The following is a 20,837-nucleotide window of genomic DNA, read 5'->3' as shown; positions in this document are numbered from 1 at the left end:
CATGTCATGGCAGCCAGAATCGATCTGACCCTTGATTGCGCGGACGCGAAACTCCTCGCCGAGTTCTGGAAGACGGCACTCGGGTACATCGACGAGCCCCCGCCCGCTCCCTTCACCACCCGTGAGGAGTGGCTCGCGCAGTTCGACCTGCCGGAGGACGACTCCGCGGACGACGGTGCCTGGCTCTGCGATCCCGACGGCGTCGGCCCCCGGTTGTCCATCCTCAAGGTTCCCGAGCCGAAGACGGCCAAGAACCGCCTGCACATCGACGTCCGCGTGCCGGGGCACGGCGGTCCCGAGGAACGGTGGGCGCGGATCAGGGCGGAGTCCGAGCGGCTCGTGGAGGCGGGCGGCTCCGTCCTGGAGGAGTTCGACGGGCACCACGTCGTGATGGCCGACCCGGAGGGCAACGAGTTCTGCGTCGCCGCCGCCTCGGCCTGAACCGGCCGGTCTTCCGGGGGCGATACGAACCGCGCGAGCGGGAACACGAAGGCAAGGAACAGCCCTACGAGAACTCTGGACGGAACTCATGGACTCCACGGCATGGACGGTGGTCGTCATCGTCGCGATCCTGGGTGCCGCCGCGCTCGGGGTGGCGATCGCGATCCTGGTGCGGCTCGTGCGTACCCGCCGCGACCTGCGGCGCGCCGGACTTCCGACGGGATCCCGCTGGATCTTCTGGGGTGCCGTCGCCTATCTCCTGCTGCCGACCGACCTGCTGCCCGACCCCATCTACCTGGACGACATCGGCGTACTCCTGTTCGCACTGCGGTCGTTGCGCCCTCCCGAGGCGATCGACGCGCACGGTACCGAAAAGCGCGGGAACCCTCGGGAGCGAACGGGGCGTTGACGAGGTGAGCGGGCGGGAAGCGGGAGCGGGTGTGCCCGGGCCGGTGGTCCGCGGGGATCATCACTTCGACGGGCGGCACGATGAGCGAGCTGGTTGCCGGGGGCAATGTGCCCCTGCCGGCCGGCACCCTGACGATCCGGGTGCCGGGTCCCTTCGACGTCTCCGCGCTCATCACCGACGACAGCGGCAAGGTGCGCGGCGACGCGGACTTCGTGTTCTACAACCAGCCGACAGTGCCGGGCGCCCGACTGGCCGGGGAGCACCTCACGATCGACCCGCCGCGCCTGCGCTCCGGGGCAAGCCGTGTCACCGTGGTCGTCAGTCCGGCCGACCCCGGTACGCCGCTGGGCCGGCTGCCCGCTCCCACCCTGCACGTCACCGGTCCCGGCGGCCACACCCTCGCCCGGTTCACACCCCCGCGTCCGCAGCGCGAGACCGTGCTGCTGCTCGCCGAGATCTACCGACGCGGCACGGCGTGGAAGCTGCGCGCGCTGGGCCAGGGGTACGCGGACGGACTGGCCGGTATCGCGCGGGACTTCGGGGTCGAGGTCGTCGAGGACGCCACCGAGGGCGACCCGGCGCCGGTGGCGGCTCCCGACCCTGACGGCTTCCTCGACCTGGTCAACTCCGTCCGCGCCGCGGCCGGTTCCCCTCCCGTCTCCCTCGACGCACGGCTCGCCTCCGCGGCGCGGGCGCACGCCTCCGACATGGCGGCACGCGGGCTCCTCAGCTCCGAGAACGCCCACGGGATCTCCGTCTACCAGCGCATCACGTCCGCCGGGTACGCGTATCTGACCGTCGGCGAGCACCTCGTCTCCGGCCCGCGCACCCCGGGCGAGTTCGTGGAGTACTGCCTCACCACCGAACAGTCCCGCGACACGTTGTACAACCCGGCGTACAGCCAGGCGGGGCTGGCGTACGTCCGCGACCAGCGCTCCGGCGACGTGTACTGGACGGCGCTGTGGGCCCGGCCCTTCAGCCACGGGGGCCTGCGGCGGACGGCGGGTGAGGTGGTCGCGCTGACCAACGCCGAGCGAGCCGCACAGGGCCTGGCGCCGCTGGCCGTCGACGCCCCGCTCACCACCGCGGCCCAGGCGCACAGCGACGACATGGTGGCCCGCGCCTTCTACTCCCACACCTCCCCCGACGGCAGCCGGCCCTGGGACCGGGCGGCCACCGCGGGCTCGAGTCGCCGCACCATCGGGGAGAACATCGCCTGTGGCCAGCGCTCCCCCGCCGAAGTCGTCCGCGGCTGGATGAACAGCCCGGGCCACCGTGCCAACATCCTCAAGCCCGACTTCACCCACATAGGCATCGGCCTCGCGGGCGGCGGCGCGGCGGGCACCTACTGGACGCAGCTTTTCAGCCACTGAAAGATCATTTCCGCCTTCCTTCGCGTGACGTGCAACCCATCTGCCGTTCCTGCGCGTACAGATGGTGCCGACGTTCGCATCCGCGGCGCGGTACACAGAGGGAACTCGGGAGAAGAATCAGATGGTCTCAGCAATGGTGGGCAGAGGTACGGCGCTGAGCGCGGCGCTGTTGGCCCTCCTCGCAGTCCCCGCACAGGCCGGCACCGCAGCGGCCGCGGGTCTGCCGGCACCCGACGACGCCGGTCTGCAGGCGGTGCTGCACACGGCCCTGTCCCAGGGAGCCCCCGGCGCGATGGTGCGGGTCGACGACAACGGCACGATCCACCGGCTGTCGGAGGGAGTCGCCGACCGGGCCACCGGGCGTGCCATCACCACGACCGACCGCTTCCGCGTCGGCAGCGTCACCAAGAGCTTCTCCGCCGTGGTCCTGCTGCAACTGGTGGACGAGGGCAAGCTCGACCTGGACGCTTCGGTGAACACCTATCTGCCCGGGCTGCTGCCCGACAACCGGATCACCGTACGCCAGGTGATGAGCCACCGCAGTGGGCTGTACGACTACACCAACGACATGTTCGCGCAGACGGTCCCGGGCTTCGAGTCCGTCCGCAACAAGGTCTTCAGCTACCAGGACCTGGTCACCCTGTCCCTGAAGCACGCGGTCACCAACGCCCCGGGCGCGGCCTATTCGTACTCCAACACGAACTTCGTCGTCGCGGGCATGCTCATCGAGAAGCTCACCGGCCACTCCGTGGCCACGGAGTACCAGAACCGGATCTTCACTCCGCTGAATCTGACCGACACCTTCTACGTGCACCCCGACACCGCCATCCCGGGCACGCACGCCAACGGCTACCTCACGCCGGACGAGGCCGGTGGGGCCCTGGTCGACTCCACCGAGCAGACGGTGTCCTGGGCGCAGAGCGCGGGCGCGGTCATCTCCAGCACGCAGGACCTGGACACGTTCTTCTCCGCGCTGATGAGCGGGCAGCTCATGTCCGCCGCGCAGCTCGCGCAGATGCAGCAGTGGACGACGGTCAACAGCACCCAGGGGTACGGCCTCGGCCTGCGCCGCCGTGATCTGTCCTGCGGTATCTCGGTGTACGGCCACACGGGCACCGTGCAGGGCTACTACACGTACGCCTTCGCCTCGAAGGACGGCAAGCGCAGCGTCACCGCGCTCGCCAACACCTCCAACAACGTGGACGTGTTGAATACGATGGCCCGCACGCTGGAATCCGCGTTCTGCGGCAAGTCGACGACCGCGAAGCTGCGCAGCGCGACCTCCTCGGCGACCACCGTGGAGCGCTACGAGGACATCGCGCCGGGCATCGCCCGCGACTGACGCGCGAAGGTGCGGCCGGACCCGACCGTCCGGCCGCACCCCTCCGCCGGGGTGCGGATCCGCCCCTGAACCGGGCTCATGACTTCTTCAGGTCGGACCGGTAGGTCCGGTACAGGGCGCTGCCTTCGTCGCATCGCCTCGGGGGCGCGCTGCATTTCTGGCAGGCGAGCAGATGGTCGAAATACGCCCGGTAGCTGCGGGGGGCAAGCGTAGGGCTGTGCTGCGACATGACGTTCTCCCCGTGGACGACGACGGCGGCGCCCTTTATTGACCAATATTCAACAGCCTGATGAGCATAGGCGGAATGACCGGCCCCCAGACCCGAGGCCGCCGGAGCCTGGCCGAAACACACCCTCGCACCCTGATACTGGTGACATGGGAATCGCCGTCTTCACGACACTGCCGGGACCGGTCATCCTGTTGACCCTAGCGGCCTTCGCCGACCAGCTGCTGCGGGACGAGGCGGACGGGGCTCCCCCGCACCGTACGTCGATCGACCTGGCCGCCGGGACGGCACTCGTCCGAGGGATCCGCTCATGACCTTCGACGACCTCGTGGAGCGGGCCGCCGCGCTGGTGCGTCCCGGGCGGCGCGCGATCCTCGGTATCGCCGGCAGCCCCGGCGCGGGCAAGACGACGCTGGCACAGCGCCTGGTCCGGGAGCTGAACGGCAACGCGCCGGGCCAGGTCGCGCAGGTGCCGATGGACGGGTTCCATCTCGCGGACGCCGAGCTGGACCGGCTGGGCCGCCGGGACCGCAAGGGCGCTCCGGACACCTTCGACGCGGCGGGGTACGCGGCGCTGTTGCGCAGGCTGCGCGACGAGCAGGACGACGACATCGTCTACGCGCCGGGCTTCGAACGCACTCTTGAGCAGCCGATCGCGGGCGCCGTCCCGGTCCCCCGCAGCGCCCGCCTGGTCATCACCGAAGGCAACTACCTTCTCCTTGAGGACGGTGCGTGGGCGCGCGTACGGTCGCAGCTGGACGAGGTGTGGTTCTGCGAGCTCGACGCGCAAGAGCGCGTACGCCGTCTCGTCGCCCGCCACGAGGAGTTCGGCAAGGACCACGACACGGCGGTGGCCTGGGTGCTCGGCACGGACCAGCGCAACGCCGATCTGGTCGCCGCGACACGGGACCGTGCCGACCTGGTCGTCGGCGCGGAGGTCACCGCCGCCGGAGTTCCGGCGCGGGTTCCCCTCGGGCATCGCCCGCGGGATTCCCGATCAGTGCGCTGAACGCCTCGGTGCGGATCGTCAGTCCCGCCGGGTCGGCCTCGAGTGCGGTGGAGGTGACGAGCTGGCGTCGGCCCTCGTCGGGGTTGCCGTGGCCGCGCGGGTCGGTGGCCAGGGCCAAGGCCGCCTCCTCCTGGGTCGCCTCCGAGCGGGCGTCGAAATGGTCCACGCCGTCCCCGCGCGGATGTGTCAGCCGGTCGCTCACCGGTACCTCGCCCATGGAGCGGCTCAGCAGGAAGCCGTCGACGGCCGAGCCGAACCCGTGCCGGCGGTTGACCGCGGCGGGCAGGCGGTACGTGCCCGCCGCCTCGACCAGCGAGGCGGTCATCCGGTCGTCGAAGGCCACCGAGACGGTGCCCGCGCACAGTTGGTGCCGAGGTGGGCCATCGTGGCGGCAACAACCTGCCTGCTGCCGTGCGGTGCCGAGTCCGTGGAACGGTACGCCGCGACCAGGCTCTTGACCCGGCGTGCCAGAGCGCGGTGGGTCGCACCGGCGGGTACCTCGTCGGGGCCGGCCGCCGGCGGGGCGGCCAGCCGGTCGGCTGCGCCGGCCACCGCGCGGACGAACTCCTGGTCGAGCGGGGTGGACGAGGTCAGTCCTTCAGGCCGGCATTGATGTCGGCGCCCATGACGTAGCGCTGGAAGACCAGGAAGATGACGATCAGGGGGATCATGGAGATGACCGATGCGCCGAGCAGGACCGACCAGTTGATGTTCTGCGCGCCGACGATGCTCTGGATGCCGATCTGCACGGTGAACTTGTTGGGGTCGTTCAGCATCAGAAGCGGCCAGATGTAGTCGTTCCACCGCCACTGGAAGGACAGGATGGCGAGGGTCAGCATGATGGGCCGGGAGAGCGGCACCATGATCCGCAGGAAGATCGACAGTTCGCGGGCGCCGTCGATGCGTGCGGCTTCCACGAGTTCGTCGGGAACCGTCAGGAAGAACTGGCGGAACATGAAGCATCCGGTCGCGGTGAGCACGGCCGGGAGGACGATGCCGGCGAACGAGTTGTAGAGGCCGAGGTTGCGGACCACCAGGAACTCGGGGGCGAGCATGACCTCGCCCGGCAGCATCGTGGTGGCCAGGATGCAGATGAAGAACGCCTTGAGCCATTTGTTGTCGTACTTGGCCAGCGCGTACCCGGTGCAGCAGCTGGCTCCCACCGTGAGGATCGTCGTGATCACGCACACGATGGTCGTGTTGATGAAGTACTGGGAGAAGTTGGCACTGCGCCACGCCTGGGAGTAACCCGACAGGGTGGGGTGGTGCGGAACGAACGTCAACGGATAGGAGAACAGGTCCCCGGCCGGTTTGAGGGAGCTGAGGATGAACCACAGCACCGGCAGCCCGTAGAGACACGCCAGGATCCACAGCAATGTCGTCGCGGGTACCGCCCGCCGGAGCCCACCACTGCCCGCACCGCGGGGCCGCCTTTTGGAAACGGCCCGACCGGGATCGGCGTCGACCTTGCGTGGCATGTCTGTGGTTGTCATCGGTTCTCCACCCGCCGGTTGACGATCAGCTGGATGATCGCGACGGCCATCAGGATGAGCATGAGCACGAATGACGCGGCGCTCGCGTAGCCGATCTGGCCCCGTTGGAAGCCGGTCTGATAGATGTACTGGACAAGCAGGTTGTTCGACGTTCCGGGTCCGCCGTTGTTGAGGGAGACGAACACCGGGTATTCCTTCATCGCGTTGATCGTGTTGAGCAGGATCACGATGAACGAGGTGGGCGCGATGCTCGGCAGCGTGATGCTGATGAACTGGCGCCAGGGGCCGGCGCCGTCGAGCGAGGCCGCCTCGTAGTACGACACCGGCACGTTCTTGATCGCCGCGATGAACAGCAGCATCGAGAAGCCCGTCCAGGCCCAGGATGCCGCGAACACCACCACCAGCAGCGACAGGTCCGCGTTCGACTGCCACGGAACGGCGGCCCCGCCGAACTTCTCGATGACGTAGTTGACCAGTCCGAAGTTCTCGCCGAACAGCCACCGCCACAGGACACCCACGACGATGGGCGACAGCAGCCACGGGATGAAGAAGATGACACGGGCGACGGACGCGCCCTTGGCGTGCTTGCTCACCAGCAGGTTGGCGGCGAGCAGCGAGAGCGCGAAGTTCAGGGGAACGAAGAGGACGGTGTACAGCAGCGTCCGGGTCAGCGCGTCGTAGAAGGCGGAGTCCCCGAACAGGTTGTGGTAGTTGTCCAGTCCGATGAACTGGAACGCCCCCACACCGGTGTAGTTCGTGAAGGAGTAGACGAGCCCGATCACCGCCGGCCACACGAAGAACAGCGCGAAGAGCACGACATTGGCCGCGATGAGGACGAGCGGCGCGAGGGTGTAGGTGCTGCGTCTCCTGGGTGGCCTCACGGACACGTCCGCGGCGCTTTTTGTCATCTTCCTGACTTCCGTGCTGGTGGATGGATTGCTGTGGGCTCACGCCGTGAGCCCGGCATCACGTGGGCGACCAGGGCCGGGCGGCGGGTGTCTCGACAACCGCCGCCCGGGCCCTCTGGCCTACGATCCGCTGCCGACCGCCTGGTTGTAGCCGTCCACGATGTTGTCCAGGGCCTTGTCGACCGACTGCTGGCCGTTGATCGCCTTGCCGAGCTCCGTCTTGGTCGGATCGGTGGCGAGGCTCTTGCCCTTCAGCACCCAGTTCGTCTGCGCGCCGTTGAAGTAACCCGAGATCGGGGCGTAGAGCGGGATCTCCTCGTTGTACAGCTTGAACGCCGCCTGCGCCGCCTCGGAGGTGAAGGGGTACTTCGGGTTCAGACCGCTCTCGACCGGGAGGAACCCGGAGGTCTCGACCAGCTCGGTGTACTGCTTCGGCTCGTACACCCAGGACATGAACTTCTTCGCGGCGGTGGCCGCGGCGCCGTTGTTGTTGAAGCCCACCATCATGCCGCCGCTGTTGACGTCACTGGCCTGCACCGGCTCGGCGGGAGTCGGGACGCTCGCCCAGTCGAACTTCTTGATGCTCTCCGCGAAGGCGGGAACCTGCCACACGCCGGACCAGTAGGCGACCACGTCGCCGCTCTGGAACATGGCGGACGGGTCGGCGCCGCTGGTCCACACCGACTTCGGCATGGTCTTGTCGTCGTTGAGGCCGACGAAGTACTTCACGGCCTTCTTGGTCGCCGCGTCCACCGAGAACTTGCCGGAGGAGTCCGCGTGGACGTACTGCCCGCCCATCTCGTACACCATGGCGCGCAGCCGGGACGGTGACTGGTCGAACGTCAGGGAGTACTTGGCGCCGGTCTTCTCGCGGACCGTGTTCGCCGCCTTGATGAAGTCGGTCCAGGTCCAGGTGTTCTGGGGCGAGGTCGGGACGGCGACGCCGGCCTTCTTGAACAGCGTCTCGTTGATGAACAGGCCGGACGCGGTGACGTCCGAGGGGATGGACAGCACCTTCCCGGACGAGTCCTTGGCGAGGAAGTTGGCGTTGATCTTGTTAGTCTTGTTGTTGGCGATGGAGCTGAGGTCGATCAGCTTGCTCGACCAGATCGGGTCCAGCGCGGGCACGTCCGCCACGTCGGGCAGGGAGTTCGCCTGCGCGGCGTTGTGGAGCTTCGTCGGGTAGCCGTCGTAGGGGATGTTGACGAGCTTGACGTTGACGCCGGTTTCCTTCTTGTACTGCGCCACCAGCTTCTTCCAGCCCGCGTCCTGCCCCGGAACCGTGGAGATCCAGAAGGTCAGCGACTTCGCGGTTCCGCCCGAGCCGGAACCCGACCCACAGGCGGAGAGCAGCAGGGCTCCTGCCGTGGCCACGGCAGCGAGAGGAACCAGGCGGCGCACGCCGCCGCGGCCGAGTCGGCGAGAGTGCCGCACACCCACAGTGGTCATCTTCAATCCCTTTTCGTCGTAGCGGAAGAAGCACGGCGCCAGCCGAGGCGGCACGGGTGCATTTTGAGGGAAATTTCGCTTTCCGGGGGCACGGCCTCGCCCGGCCGTGTCGCCTTGACGGGTGGGGTCCCCGGCCATGACGGCCGACGTCGCACAAGCACGCCCTCGTGCGGCTGCCGTACTTCGCGTACGGGCTGAAGGCTCACCCGGAGTCGGCGTCCCGGCCGACTTAGAAAGCGCTTGTCCGGACATTGGCAGACCGATAAGGAAACCGTCAATCCTTCACCTGCGCGCCTTCGGTCACGGTTTGGACTCCCTTGGCCACGGCGAGCCCGGCGGCACCCACCACAGTACCGAGATCGCCGATCTGGCTGCTGACCACCTCGGTGGGCCAGCTGAGCCGGCCCAGTTCGGCCCGTACCCCGGGCAGGAGCTGGGGATCCGCGCCGGTGCTGCCGCCGAGGACGATCAGTCCCGGATCCAGTACGGCGGCCACCGCGGCGGCCAGCCGGCCCACGTCGGCGGCGTGCCGGGCGACGAGCCCACGGGCGGGTTCCCGACCCGCCGCGGCCAGCGCGAAGAGCCGCTCGACGGTACGGGGGCAGGGGCCGTCGGTATCCCGCCAAGCCTCGGCGGCCCGGCGCAGCAGGGCGTGCGAGCCGACGTAGGCCTCCAGGGCCTCCTGACGGGGCTCCCGGTCGTCGTCCCAGGGATACGGCAGCCGGGCCAGCTCACCGGCCGCGCCGTTCGCCCCGCGCAGCACCTTGCCGCCGATGACGATGCCCAGACCGATACCGACGCCGATCCGCAGATAACCGAAGGTACGGCGGCCCCGGGCGGCACCCTCCTGGAGTTCGGCGAGGGCCGCGCAGTTGACGTTGTTCTCCAGGTGGACGGGCACGCCCGGCGGCAGCGCGACCGACACGGCGTCGAAGACGGGCCCGGCCTTGGCGGTCGCCGGGCGCATGCCGCCGCCCGCACGGTCGGACTCGGTGACGTCACCGACGGCGACCACGATGGCCCGCAGCGGGGCGTCGGCGGGCAGCGCGGCCAGCGCCTCGCGCACGGCGTCGGGGGCCCGGGTCCGAGGGGTGGTCGCCTCGGCGAGCAGGGTCCCGTCCAGGGCGCAGCCGCGCACCCGGGTGCGGGCCGGGCCGAGGTCGACGGCGAGGACCGAGCCGGAGGCGGGACCGAGGCCGTATACGGCGGCGGAGCGGCCGGTGCCGCTGGACGCGGTGCCGGAGTGGGTGGCCAGCCGGGCGCTCTCCAGTTCCGCGACGGCGGCGGAGACCGTCGGCTTGGACAGGCCGGCGAGGCTCGCGAGCTGCGGCCGGGTGGCGCGGCCGGCCTCGGCCAGCACGGCGAACACCGCACCGGCGCTCTCGGTGAGGCGGGGGGCCTTAGCCACGACGTGTTCCACAGTTCCCCCAGGGGTCAGGGGCCGCGCTCCCCGGGTGACGGGATGCGGCGATGCGATGCCCTCGTGCCGCGCGGTCCCGCCCTCCGGCGGCGTCCCGTTGATCCACTGCGCGACAACTCTTGACGCACTGTACTTCGTTAGTTAACTTCCTAACGAAGTCCACGGTACTCGCCTGCCGTGCTCCGCAAGAAGCCCGTCCCGGGGCTTCCCGACTCGCTCAAATCCTGTTCGGCCAGACACGGTTCGCCCGCCGTCACAGCACAGCGCCATGTTCTTCGGCGCTCTTCGCCCAGACGACGAAAGAGGATCCGTGCAGGACACTCCTTCTTCCCCGCTCGTGGTCGGTATCGACGTGGGTGGCACCAAGACCCATCTCCGCGCCCTCGTCGGCGCGAACCCGGTCGCCGATCACGTCCGGCCGAGCAGCGGCTGGCGGCCGCACGAACCGGCCGCCGCCGCCCGCTGGCTGACGGCACTGGCCCACGAGGCCCTGCCCGTCGACACCCGCCCAGCCGCACTGGCCGTCGGCGGGCACGCCTGTGAGACCCCCCGCCAGTGCGCCGGCATCGCCGCCGCGCTGCGAGAGGTCCTCGACATACCCGTCATGGTGGTGGGCGACGCCGAACTCCTCGTTCCCGCCGCGGGGCTGGACAAGGGTGTCGGTCTCGTGGCCGGTACCGGTTCGGTGGCGGTGGGGCGGCTGGCCGACGGCAGCCCCGTCCAGGTCGGCGGCTGGGGTGCGGCGCTCGGCGACGAGGGCGGCTCCGCCGGTCTCGTACGGGAAGCGGCGCGCGCCGTGTGGACGGCGCACGACCGTGGTGAAGCCCCTGACGAACTCGCGCGGGGGCTCATCGCCGCGTTCGGGGTGAGTGAGGTACCCGCCCTGGGTGCCGCGCTGGAGAGCGCCACGAATGTGTCGGCCGAGTGGGGTCGGCACGCGCCCGTCGTCTTCACGGCGGCGGAGCGGGGTTCCCGGATCGCACGGTCGGTGATCGCGGACGGGGGCCGGTCCCTGGCCGCGCTCGTCGTCCGGCTCGCCGAGCGTGGGGTCGCCGTCGACGACGTGGTGGTCGCCGGCGGCACCGTGCTTTCCCAGCCCGCCCTGTACACCTCCTTCTCGACGTCACTCGCCGAGGCCGTACCCGGGGCACGCCCCAGGCCGCTGCGGGTGGCGCCGGTCGAGGGGGCCGTGGCGTTGGCGCAAGCCCTCATATAGAGGGAACCGCATGCCCTCATATGAAGGGAACGGGGTGGTGCGTTGCTCGCGGGACGACCGGCACCCCACGCGGCAGCGAACGCCGCCGAGGCGTGGGCGGCGGACAAACAGCGTGCGCCGCAGGCGCGTTCGCCCGTACAGCGGGCACACAGGGTCGGCGCATTCGCCCGTACGACACCTCACCGCCCACCGAGCTTCGCAAGCGTGACATGAACCAGCCGTAGATCTTCGCTCATATCACTCGTCCTCACCGCAGGGGCACGGTCGCTTCACGACTTCACCCGGCCGACGAGGACGCCATTTCCCCTCAGGAGAGGCACATCCATGCCGTCACCAGCCGGGCACCAGTCCGCCTCCTCGGCCTCCGTCCGTGAACGCGCCTTGAACCGACGGGTGTTCCTGCGGAACTCGCTCGGGGTTTCGGCCGGGGTGCTGGCCGCTCCGACGGTCGTCACCTGGCTCGGCGCCGCGGACGCGAAGGCCGCGACGGGCCCCGCCGCCTTCGTGGACGACTACACCACCAACGTCATCACCAACCTGACGCCCGAGACCAACGCGGTGGTCCGGATCCTCGGTGGCATGAGCAAGGTGTGGAAGACCGGCGGTGCCTGGAACACCGGCACGCCGCTCATGCCCGAGGTGTTGCGCGCCAACATGCGTTACTGCGCCCGCATCACGCACGCCCGCACCGACGCGCAGGCGAAGGAGGCGTTCATCTACGACCGGCAGCACCAGAGTTACGCGATGATCGCCGGTCTTGGCCCGCTCGCCGAGCTCTACAAGTCGGGCGCCATGGCGGTCACGTCGATCACCAGCGCTCCCGACTCCACCCCCTCCGGCAAGATCAACGACGCCGTGCCGGCCGACGCGCCCGCCGGTTCCGCGCTGGGTGCGGGTTCGCACGACTCGGCGCTCGGCAAGGTCGCCGAGCTGGTCGACACCGTGCGCGGGCCGTACGCCTCCGGCAACCCGTCCAAGTACGCCTTCCAGTACCCGCGTCCGTGGCGCATGAACGAGAACAGCGAGGTCGTCGACACGGGCAAGGTCGACGCGCTCGGCTTCCCGGTCTACGACTCCGACGTGATCGTCGCCCCGCAACTGCTGTGGCAGCGCGGCACCCCCGCGGTCGACGACGGCGGGTTCCCCAGCGGTCACACGAACGCCTTCCACCTGGCGGGGCTGGCGTACGCGTACGCGGTGCCGGAGCGTTTCCAGGAGTTGGTGGCGCGCGCCTACGAGCTCAGCCACACCCGCATCATGGCGGGCATGCACTCCACCGTCGATGTCCTCGGCGGCCGGATCATGGCCACGGCCCTGGCCGCCGCCACGCTGGCCGACCCGGCCAACGCCGCCCTCAAGGCCGCGGCACGCGCCCAGGCCGCCGCGTACTTCCAGCAGCGGACCGGTACGACGGCGGACACCCTGTACGCCTACGCGCACTCGGCGGGCGTCGCCACCGATCCGTACGCCGACCGGGCCGCCAACGCCCGCGCGCTCACGCCGCGCCTGACATACGTCCTCACCCGGCACGGCCGCTCCGAGGGCATGACCGTGCCCAAGGGCGCCGAGGTCCTGCTGGAGACGCGGCTGCCCTACCTCGACGCCGCCCAGCGCCGCGAGGTGCTCCGCACGACCGCCCTGCCCTCCGGGTACGTGCTCCTCGACGGCTTCGAGCAGTGGGGCCGGCTCAACCTGTTCGCCGCCGCCGACGGGTACGGGGCGTTCGAGTCCGATGTGAACGTCACCATGAACGCCGCCGACGGGGGCTTCAGCGCGGCCGACGCCTGGCGCAACGACATCTCGGGGTGCGGCCGGCTCGTCAAGCGCGGCACCGGTGCGCTGACCCTGACGGGCGACAACGCCCACACAGGCGGCACCGTGCTGGAGGCGGGCGTGCTGACCGCCGGTTCGTCCACCGCGCTGGGGTGCGGCGACGTGCGGGTGAACGGCGGAACGCTGCGGGTGAGTGCGACGTCGCCAGTACGTGTACATGGCAGCTACACGCAGGAGTCCGGCGCGAGCCTGGAGGCGACGCTCCGTGCGGGCCGCGCGCCCGCGCTGACGGTGGAGCGCCGGGTGGTACTGGGCAGGGACAGCGCGCTCACGCTCCGGCTGGACGCCGACCGCCCGCCGGTCTCCGGCGCCACGATCCCGGTGCTCCGGACGTCGTCGCTGCGGGGCCAGTTCGCCCGTATCACGGTCCAGGCGGACGGGTACCGGGCCGTGCCCGTGTACTCGGTGGACGGACTGTCCGTGCGACTCGTACGGCACTGATCCCCCGATGCCGGGATGATGGGATGAGCTGAGCGACAGGGCCCGTGGACCGTGCGTGAACGGTCCACGGGCCCTCGTCGTTCCCGCGCGCCTTCGCTCCCGTGCGCCGCGTCCGATTTCCGCCAGCCGTGGCGGCGGCCATGTCGCAGAGTGGACAGCACGGACACACTTCGAAAGGACACGACCGATGCCGGTGTACACAACGATCGACAGCCCACTGGGCGAGCTGCTGCTGGTGGGCGAGGAATCGGCCACCGCGAAGGGCGGCACGGCGCTGGTCTCGCTGTCCATGCCAGGCCAGAAGTCCGGCGCCGTCGTCCAGGACGGCTGGACCCGGGACGACCAGGCGTTCGCCGAGATCGTCTCGCAGCTGCGCTCGTACTTCGACGGGGCGCTGACCAGCTTCGACATCGAATACGTGAGCGGCGCGGGCAGCGACTTCCAGCAGCGGGTGTGGAAGGCGCTGGAGACCGTCCCGTACGGCACGACCGTCAGCTACGGCGAGATCGCCGCGCGGATCGGCGCGTCGAGGGCCGCCGTGCGCGCCGTGGGCACGGCGATCGGCGCGAACCCGCTGCTGCTCGTGCGCCCCTGCCATCGCGTGATCGGCGCGGGCGGCTCCCTCACTGGGTACGCCGCCGGTCTGGAACGCAAGCGCCAGCTTCTGAACCTGGAGCACGCACGCCCGGCCACCTGAGGATCGTCACCATCATGAACACGCTCGACACCACCCATCTGGCGGGCCACGTGGCCGACCGCGTGGTGGCCGACGACTGGACGGCGCTGACCGACGAGCTGAACGAGCACGGGCACGCACTGACCGCTCGGCTGCTGACCCCCGACGAATGCCACGGGATCACGGCGCTCTACGACGAGACCGACCGCTTCCGCACCACCGTCGACATGGCCCGCCACCGCTTCGGTTCCGGCGAGTACCGCTACTTCACCCACGAACTGCCGGACGCGGTAAGGCAGTTGCGCGAGGTGTTCTATCCGCGGCTGTTGCCCGTCGCCCGGGACTGGGCCGACAAACTCCGACAGCCCGCCCCCTGGCCCGAGGACCTGGAGGAGTGGCTGGCGATGTGTCACGCGGCCGGGCAGGCCAAGTCCGCGCAGATCCTGCTGCGTTACGGGCCCGGTGACTGGAACGCGCTGCACCGCGATGTGTTCGGCGCGATGGTGTTTCCGCTCCAGGTCGTCATCGGCCTCGACGCCCCCGGAGTCGACTTCGCCGGCGGCGAGTTCATCATGACCGAGCAGCGCCCCCGGGCGCAGTCGCGGGGATCTTCCACGACCCTCCCGCAGGGACACGGGCTGGTCTTCACCACCCGCGACCGGCCCGTCGCCTCCCGGCGCGGCTGGTCGACCGGACCGATGCGGCACGGCGTGAGCACCGTCCGTTCCGGGCGGCGCCACACGCTGGGCCTGGTCTTCCACGACGCCGCGTGACATCCGCGCCGAAGCGGCGGCGGCCCCGACCGGGCAGACGACGTGGGCCTCGCACCGTCCCCGCGCCGTCGCGCGGAAAACACGGTGGTGACCCGGCGAACCCGCTGGTTAGGCTCGCCGGATGAGCACACGTACCTTCCGCGTCACCGTCCGCGGCGTCTTCGACGGGCTCGGCGCGGATCAACGCGCCGAGCTCCTGGCCCGCGCGTCCGAGCACGACGTGCTGCACGCCGCCTTCACCCCCGAGGGACACCTCAGCTACGACCTCGCGGCCCGGCCTGCCTTCACCTTCCGGTTCCAGGACTCGGGAGAGGCGGAGGAGGACATCCTGGAGGCGACCGAGCGCGCCGAAGCCGCCGCGGAAGCGTGGCTGACCGAGCGCGGCTACGGATACAAGAACCTCAGGTCGAAGGCCGAGGACCTGTCCCAGGCCCCACTCGGCAAACGGCAGCGCCGCGCCGCCGCGCAGGGCGTCTAGGCTCTGCGGTCCGTGAGCGGTGAGCCGTGCGAGGCGCTCGCGGATCGGTTCGGCGGCGAACCTGCCCGCACGCCCGTCGTCTCCGAAGCGATCACCGACGCGTCCCATGGCCGGGACCGGTTTTGCCGAATCGGCAACAGGTTTGGCCCGCGCCACGCCGACCGCCGCATGATCGGCGGTAGTACCGGAGGCCGCGTGGCGAACGGGCCACGCGGCCTGTTCGCCGCGACGGCCACGCGTTGAGCCCCCTGGGAGGATCCGTGCCGCAGTCGTCCGCAACAGACCTTATCCACCGTCTTGTCCCCTCACCCGCCGGGCGGACTCATCTGGTGGAGCAGGGAACCGGCCCGCTGGTCCTGCTCGTTCACGGCTTTCCGGAGTCCTGGTACTCCTGGCGCCACCAGCTTCCCGCGCTCGCCGCGGCCGGCTACCGGGCGGTCGCCCTCGACGTCCGCGGCTACGGCCGCTCCTCCAAGCCCGAGGCGCCGACCGCGTACCGGATCCTCGAGCTGGTGGAGGACAACGTCGCCGTGGTGGAAGCCCTGGGTGAGGAGTCCGCCATCGTCGTCGGGCACGACTGGGGCGCGAACATCGCCGCCGTCTCCGCCCTCGTCCGCCCCGACCTGTTCCGGGCGGTCGGACTGCTCAGCGTGCCCTACACCCCGCGCGGCGGCCCGCGTCCCAGCGAGATCTTCGCGCAGATGGGCGGGGACGAGGAGTTCTACGTCTCCTACTTCCAGGAGCCCGGTAGGGCCGAGGCCGAGATCGAGCCCGACGTCCGCGGCTGGCTCGCGGGCCTGTACGCGGCACTGTCCGCCGACACCATGCCCGCACCCGGCGCGCCGGACCCCCACTTCGTGAGCCCCGGGGGCGCTCAGCGCGACCGCTTCCCCGCCGGGCGGCTCCCTCACTGGCTCGACGAGCACGACCTCGATGTCTACGCGGGAGAGTTCGAGCGGACCGGGATGACCGGGGCGCTGAACCGCTACCGGAACATGGACCGGGACTGGGAGGACCTGGCCGACCACGACGGCGCGCCCGTCACCCAGCCCTCGCTGTTCATCGGCGGCGGCCGGGACGCCTCCACGACCTGGCTGGCCGACGCGATCGCGGCCTACCCCACCACGCTTCCCGGTCTGCTCTCCTCCCACCTCCTCGACGACTGCGGCCACTGGATCCAGCAGGAACGGCCCGAGGACGTCAACCGGATCCTGATCGACTGGCTCGCCCAGGTCACGAGTGACAGGTGACGTTCACCGGCACCGTGTCGGCGTCACACGGCTGGGCCCGCTGCCCCACGGATATGTGCATGGCGACTTCCAGGAGCGCAACTGGCTGCTCGACACCGGGCCCGGCAGACTGGCGGTGGTCGATCTGGAGCGGGCCAGGCCGCATGCCGTGGTCTTCGACATGGTCCTCCTGGCCTGCGGCCCGTGGGTGGGCCGACCCGACCTGCGCGCCGCGTTCTTCGAGGGCTACGGCCGCGAGCTCACCGACAAGGAGGAGCGCTCCCTTCGCTGTCTGTCCGCGCTCGATGCCGCGAGCACTATCTCCTGGGGTGTCCCCCACCACGATCCCGAGATCGTCGAACGCGGCCGCGCGACCCTGGCCCGGCTGGAACGGGGGGATCCCGGGTAAGGGGTCCGTCCGCGACCCTCACTGGTCCGACGGGCGTGGGTGCACCATGGAGCAGTGGGCGCAGGAGCTCCAGTCCAGCGGTCGTACGGGGACCTGCCGGGCGGACGTCGGCGGGACGTCGGCCGGCCCGGCAGGTGGGCCGTCGTCGGCTCGCGCCGACGGGGCCGTCCTCCTCCTCACTGTCGGGGAGGGGCGGGAGATCGGTGCCTCGCCTTGCTTTCCGCACGTTGGGACTCCTGTCCTGAGACGTTCTTTCACTTGCGCTGAGGGCGGCCGCTCCGACAGCCGAATCGCTCGAGCCGCCCTCGCCCCGCTCCAGCTCGGGCATCAGCCGTCGAACGCGCCAGGCAGTTGACGCTCGGTCTGACCGTACGCGTCTTGGATCTCGCGCAAGGCGCCCATCTGGATGCGCGGTTGGACACGCAATCGGACGCACGTCTCACTGCCGCCGTGCATCCGCAGATCGCTTCATGGATTCACTACTACCGGCGATCCGGCGATCTGAAGCGCCCCCGGCATTCCGTGGCGCCCGCCGTCTTGTCCGCACGGCCGAAGGGTGTCGTGAAACGTTTTCGGTGTCCGCGCCGGGCGGCCTGTGATCCGGCATTCCATGTGACCGCACCGGCCTGCGGCAAGTGTCCGGCTCGTGGCGTCGGCGGGCGCGGGGAAAGGTTTTCACCGCAGTCCTGGACGACGCTGTGCGGCGACTCCCGTGGGGCCGACCACCCTCGACACCGAGCTGAACTCGGCTTCTCCACTTCAGACTCTGACGGTCGGGCAAGAATCGCCGAGCGGGCGCGTGGCACGTGGGGCGGAAGGCGCCTGCCCCACGCCCCCTGGGGCGACCAGGTCATTTCTGCCTATTCCCACGCGAAGAGCGACTCGTCCTGTGCGATCTCTGTACGGCGCGAACGCTCTGCGATAACTTCACCTCACCCCACAGGATTGAATCGTTTCAACGACCAGTGTTCCAGAGATGAGGCAGCATGTGCCCGAGTGTCGAGCAGGCTCCGCAGCCAGGCCCAGGCCGGCGCGCAGTGGTGGTGGCGGGAGCCAGCGCCGTGGCGCTGTCCATGACTGTTTCCGGAGCTGCGGCCGCATCGGCCGCCGCGGCTCCCCAGGAGAAGGCCGCGCCCGGGGCCGCTGAGCGGAGCCGATCCTGGCACCGCTACGTGCAGGCTCCCCCCTCGCCCACCGTGCGGCCGGTCCGGGTCATCGCCACCACCGGCGATGTACGACGGCCCGACGCCCTGCTGCGAGCGGGCGGTGCCGCGACCGTCCTGCGCCGCGAGAAGCCGGCGGTCCCGCCCAGGTGGCCCGAGGGGACAGTGGCCGAGGCGTCCTCCGCACACGCGGGCAACAACGGGAATGACGGGCAGCCGCGCACCTACGTGGCCGACAACGCCATCGACGGAAACCCGGACACGTTCTGGAACGACGACACGATAGGCGCCGGGCCCGACACGCTGACCATCACTCTGCCTGCCCCGAAGGAGTTGTCCGGTCTCACGCTCGTCTCCAACAGCGATGGCGTGCCGACCGATTTCACTGTCGAGGCCTGGCAGGACGAGCAGTGGCGGACCGTCGCCACGATCGCAGACAACGATGTCGTCCAGCGTGCGGTGCCGTTCGCGGCGGCGGTGACCACCACCCGGATCCGTATCACGGTGACCGCGGTCCAGGACACGCCGCACGGCGCTTTCACCCGTGTCAACGAGGTGTGGCCCGAGCCGATCGCGGTGGTCGCCGCACCGAGTGTGACGCTCGACTTCGGCAAGGTTGTCGTGGGGTACCCGCGTGTCCGCTTCGCCTCGGCCTCCGACAACTCTCCGGGGGTGCGCCTGGCCTTCTCGGAGACGAAGCAGTTCTTGGGCGACCGCTCCGACTTCACGCGCTCCGACCAGGCCGGCGGAGCGGGCAAGGGAACCGACCAGTTCGCCGTTCCCGCCCAGGGCGCCGACTGGCTCGACCGCAAGGGCTTCCAGGCCGGAGACAAGGTCTACGCGGACGGACTGCACGGATTCCGGTACCTGAAGATCACTCTGGATGCCCTGGCCACCGACGCCCCCGCGGCGCAGCCCTGGGGCACGGTCTCGGTCGATTCCGTCGTCCTGGAGTTCAGCGCCTATCTGGGGACACCGGACACCTACCGTGGCTGGTTCGAGTGCTCCGAGGAGGACTTGAACCGCTACTGGTACGGCGCGTCGTACACCAATGAGCTTGTCACCGACACGTTCCGCCGTGACGACGTCGATCCTCGCAACGCCTGGAGCGCGTCGCTCGAGGGAAAGCTGGTTCTGCAAGACGGCGCCAAGCGGGACCGCGACCCCTACGTCGGCGACCTCGCGGTGTCCGCGCGCACCCTTTACCTCACGCACGACGACGCCGCGGTCGCGGCTCGCAACGTCCTGGCGGACCTCGCCGACCACCAGCGGGCCGACGGCTGGATCCCCCCGGCGTCCATCGCCAATTACGACCTCCACCTCTTCGACTATCCCCTGTGGTGGGTGACCTGCAGCTGGGACTACATCCTGTACACCGGGGACCGGTCCTACGCTGCCCAGTACTACCCGAACCTGCTGAAAGTCCTGGACGGCTGGTACCCCAGCGTCACCGACACGGCCGGACTGCTCAGCAAGGGACTCAACGACACCGGGGGCTATGGCGACTACGCCTTCCTGGACCGCACCGGCCGGATCACCTACTACAACGCCCTTTACGTCCAGGCCCTCAACGACGCGGCGCGCCTGGCACGGTGGCTGGGGCACGACGCGGACGCGACACGATGGGCACGACGCGCCGACGACGTCATCCGGGCCGTCAACACCTATCTGTGGGACGAGTCGGCGGGCGCCTACCTCGACTCCGCGACCGGCCCGGTCCGGCACGCACAGGACGGCAACGCCATCGCCATCACCGCGGGGGTCGCCGACTCCGAGCGCGCCACCAGCGCTCTCGCGCATCTCGATGCCACCACACAACTGCGCTACGGCAATGCCTTCATGGACAACGACACCATTTTCGGTGGCGCCTCGCAGCGCGTGTACGCGTTCACCTCGTACCCGGAGATCGTCGCCCGCTTTCTGACCGGGCGCACGGACTCCGCATTGGACCAGATCCGGCGCACCTACGGCTGGATGGACAGCCATGACCCGGGCGTCACCAACTGGGAGGGCATCGGCCCCAACGGGTCCCTCTACGAGGACGGTTTCACCAGCATGGCCCACGGGTGGTCGACGGGTGTGCTGCCGGCGTTGACGCACGAGCTCCTGGGCGCCCAGCCGACCTCGCCGGGCTACACCGAGTGGACGGTGCGCCCCCACCCGGGGAGCGTCGCCTGGGCGCAAGGTGAACTGCCCACCCCGTACGGTCCGCTGGGGACCGCGTGGACCAACTCCCGCGCGCGGTTCAAGCTGACCGTCCATGCGCCGAAGCACACCGTCGGTGTGGTCGTCCTCCCGCAAGCGGCCAAGGACGTGGTGGTACGGGTCAACGGGAACAAGGTGTGGGACGGACACCGCGCCGCGCATGGTGACGTGAAGGTCGTCGATGGCTACGTCACGATCACCGCTCTGCACGCCGGAACTCACCACTTCACCGTGACACCTCGCCACTGAGGTCTTCCGTTCGGGGTGACGGCCGGCGCGGCGACTCTGAGGCGGGGCGCCGGTCTTCGGCCCGATGGTGTCCGCCGAAGGCCGTCCCGGGCCGG

General features: G+C 70.0%; 19 protein-coding genes and 2 pseudogenes. 15 read left to right on the top strand and 6 right to left on the bottom strand.

The features are described 5' to 3' along the window. Window positions 1-6 precede the first annotated feature (6 nt). From OG568_RS44830 to OG568_RS44805, 6 genes are all read left to right on the top strand, one after another. Entirely contained in the window at window positions 7-441 is a 435-nt protein-coding gene (locus tag OG568_RS44830; protein WP_266418354.1) for a VOC family protein, read from the top strand. An 88-nt stretch (window positions 442-529) separates the two neighbouring features. Further along, on the top strand, window positions 530-850 hold the full coding sequence (locus tag OG568_RS44825) for a DUF1232 domain-containing protein (RefSeq protein WP_266418352.1): 321 nt from the start codon (window positions 530-532) through the stop codon (window positions 848-850). Between the two features lie 80 nt (window positions 851-930). Next, window positions 931-2,223 carry a CAP domain-containing protein gene (locus OG568_RS44820; protein WP_329535732.1) on the top strand — a complete coding sequence of 431 codons (1,293 nt, stop codon included), beginning with the start codon at window positions 931-933 and terminating at the stop codon, window positions 2,221-2,223. 121 nt (window positions 2,224-2,344) lie between these two features. Further along, complete coding sequence (locus tag OG568_RS44815) at window positions 2,345-3,565, top strand: serine hydrolase domain-containing protein (RefSeq protein WP_329535731.1); 1,221 nt, start codon at window positions 2,345-2,347, stop codon at window positions 3,563-3,565. Between the two features lie 375 nt (window positions 3,566-3,940). Then, window positions 3,941-4,105 carry a DUF6191 domain-containing protein gene (locus tag OG568_RS44810; RefSeq protein WP_329535730.1) on the top strand — a complete coding sequence of 55 codons (165 nt, stop codon included), beginning with the start codon at window positions 3,941-3,943 and terminating at the stop codon, window positions 4,103-4,105. Next, window positions 4,102-4,800, top strand: coding sequence for a nucleoside/nucleotide kinase family protein (locus OG568_RS44805; RefSeq protein WP_266579617.1), 699 nt, complete (start codon window positions 4,102-4,104; stop codon window positions 4,798-4,800). Before OG568_RS44810 ends, OG568_RS44805 begins: the two co-directional genes overlap by 4 nt. Here the strand turns inward: OG568_RS44805 and OG568_RS44800 are convergent. The 6 genes and pseudogenes from OG568_RS44800 to OG568_RS44775 form a co-directional block, all read right to left on the bottom strand. Beyond that, window positions 4,730-5,179, bottom strand: a pseudogene (locus OG568_RS44800) (hypothetical protein); the annotation flags it as partial. The gene OG568_RS44805 and the pseudogene OG568_RS44800 sit on opposite strands and share 71 nt — an antisense overlap. After that, window positions 5,173-5,394 (bottom strand): annotated as a pseudogene (locus OG568_RS44795) (hypothetical protein); the annotation flags it as partial. The pseudogenes OG568_RS44795 and OG568_RS44800, both read right to left, overlap by 7 nt. Then, a complete protein-coding gene (locus OG568_RS44790) occupies window positions 5,391-6,293 on the bottom strand; it encodes a carbohydrate ABC transporter permease (RefSeq protein WP_329535729.1) in 903 nt (300 codons plus the stop codon). The gene OG568_RS44790 and the pseudogene OG568_RS44795, both read right to left, overlap by 4 nt. After that, on the bottom strand, window positions 6,290-7,201 hold the full coding sequence (locus OG568_RS44785) for a carbohydrate ABC transporter permease (protein ID WP_266418340.1): 912 nt from the start codon (window positions 7,199-7,201) through the stop codon (window positions 6,290-6,292). The genes OG568_RS44790 and OG568_RS44785 overlap by 4 nt, the downstream gene beginning before the upstream one ends. A gap of 120 nt (window positions 7,202-7,321) precedes the next feature. After that, complete coding sequence (locus tag OG568_RS44780; RefSeq protein WP_329535728.1) at window positions 7,322-8,650, bottom strand: ABC transporter substrate-binding protein; 1,329 nt, start codon at window positions 8,648-8,650, stop codon at window positions 7,322-7,324. A gap of 274 nt (window positions 8,651-8,924) precedes the next feature. Continuing rightward, window positions 8,925-10,058 (bottom strand): ROK family transcriptional regulator, encoded by a 1,134-nt coding sequence (locus OG568_RS44775; RefSeq protein WP_329535727.1) that lies wholly within the window; start codon window positions 10,056-10,058, stop codon window positions 8,925-8,927. 322 nt (window positions 10,059-10,380) lie between these two features. On the opposite strand from OG568_RS44775, the gene OG568_RS44770 reads away from it, so the two are divergent. The 9 genes from OG568_RS44770 to OG568_RS44730 all read left to right on the top strand — a co-directional run bounded on the left by OG568_RS44770 (window position 10,381) and on the right by OG568_RS44730 (window position 20,742). Further along, window positions 10,381-11,286, top strand: a complete 906-nt coding sequence (locus OG568_RS44770) for an N-acetylglucosamine kinase (RefSeq protein WP_329535726.1) — start codon at window positions 10,381-10,383, stop codon at window positions 11,284-11,286. Window positions 11,287-11,610: 324 nt separating this feature from the next. After that, window positions 11,611-13,560: a phosphatase PAP2 family protein gene (locus tag OG568_RS44765; protein WP_329535725.1), complete on the top strand. Its 1,950-nt coding sequence runs from the start codon at window positions 11,611-11,613 to the stop codon at window positions 13,558-13,560. A 187-nt stretch (window positions 13,561-13,747) separates the two neighbouring features. Further along, a complete protein-coding gene (locus OG568_RS44760) occupies window positions 13,748-14,257 on the top strand; it encodes a methylated-DNA--[protein]-cysteine S-methyltransferase (RefSeq protein ID WP_329535724.1) in 510 nt (169 codons plus the stop codon). Window positions 14,258-14,271: 14 nt separating this feature from the next. After that, window positions 14,272-15,009: a 2OG-Fe(II) oxygenase gene (locus OG568_RS44755; RefSeq protein WP_329535723.1), complete on the top strand. Its 738-nt coding sequence runs from the start codon at window positions 14,272-14,274 to the stop codon at window positions 15,007-15,009. A 121-nt stretch (window positions 15,010-15,130) separates the two neighbouring features. After that, window positions 15,131-15,487 (top strand): DUF6204 family protein, encoded by a 357-nt coding sequence (locus OG568_RS44750; RefSeq protein WP_329535722.1) that lies wholly within the window; start codon window positions 15,131-15,133, stop codon window positions 15,485-15,487. A gap of 12 nt (window positions 15,488-15,499) precedes the next feature. Continuing rightward, on the top strand, window positions 15,500-15,730 hold the full coding sequence (locus OG568_RS44745) for a hypothetical protein (protein ID WP_329535721.1): 231 nt from the start codon (window positions 15,500-15,502) through the stop codon (window positions 15,728-15,730). A 17-nt stretch (window positions 15,731-15,747) separates the two neighbouring features. Beyond that, window positions 15,748-16,737 carry an alpha/beta fold hydrolase gene (locus OG568_RS44740; protein WP_329535720.1) on the top strand — a complete coding sequence of 330 codons (990 nt, stop codon included), beginning with the start codon at window positions 15,748-15,750 and terminating at the stop codon, window positions 16,735-16,737. Continuing rightward, a complete protein-coding gene (locus OG568_RS44735) occupies window positions 16,727-17,125 on the top strand; it encodes a phosphotransferase (RefSeq protein WP_329535719.1) in 399 nt (132 codons plus the stop codon). The genes OG568_RS44740 and OG568_RS44735 overlap by 11 nt, the downstream gene beginning before the upstream one ends. Window positions 17,126-18,198: 1,073 nt before the next feature. Then, complete coding sequence (locus OG568_RS44730) at window positions 18,199-20,742, top strand: alpha-L-rhamnosidase-related protein (RefSeq protein ID WP_329535718.1); 2,544 nt, start codon at window positions 18,199-18,201, stop codon at window positions 20,740-20,742. Window positions 20,743-20,837 lie beyond the last annotated feature (95 nt).

The organism is Streptomyces sp. NBC_01450, from assembly GCF_036227505.1.
Taxonomy (GTDB): Bacteria; Actinomycetota; Actinomycetes; order Streptomycetales; family Streptomycetaceae; genus Streptomyces.
Note: the sequence above shows the minus strand (reverse complement) of the source record. Positions and strands in the feature narration are given on the sequence as shown.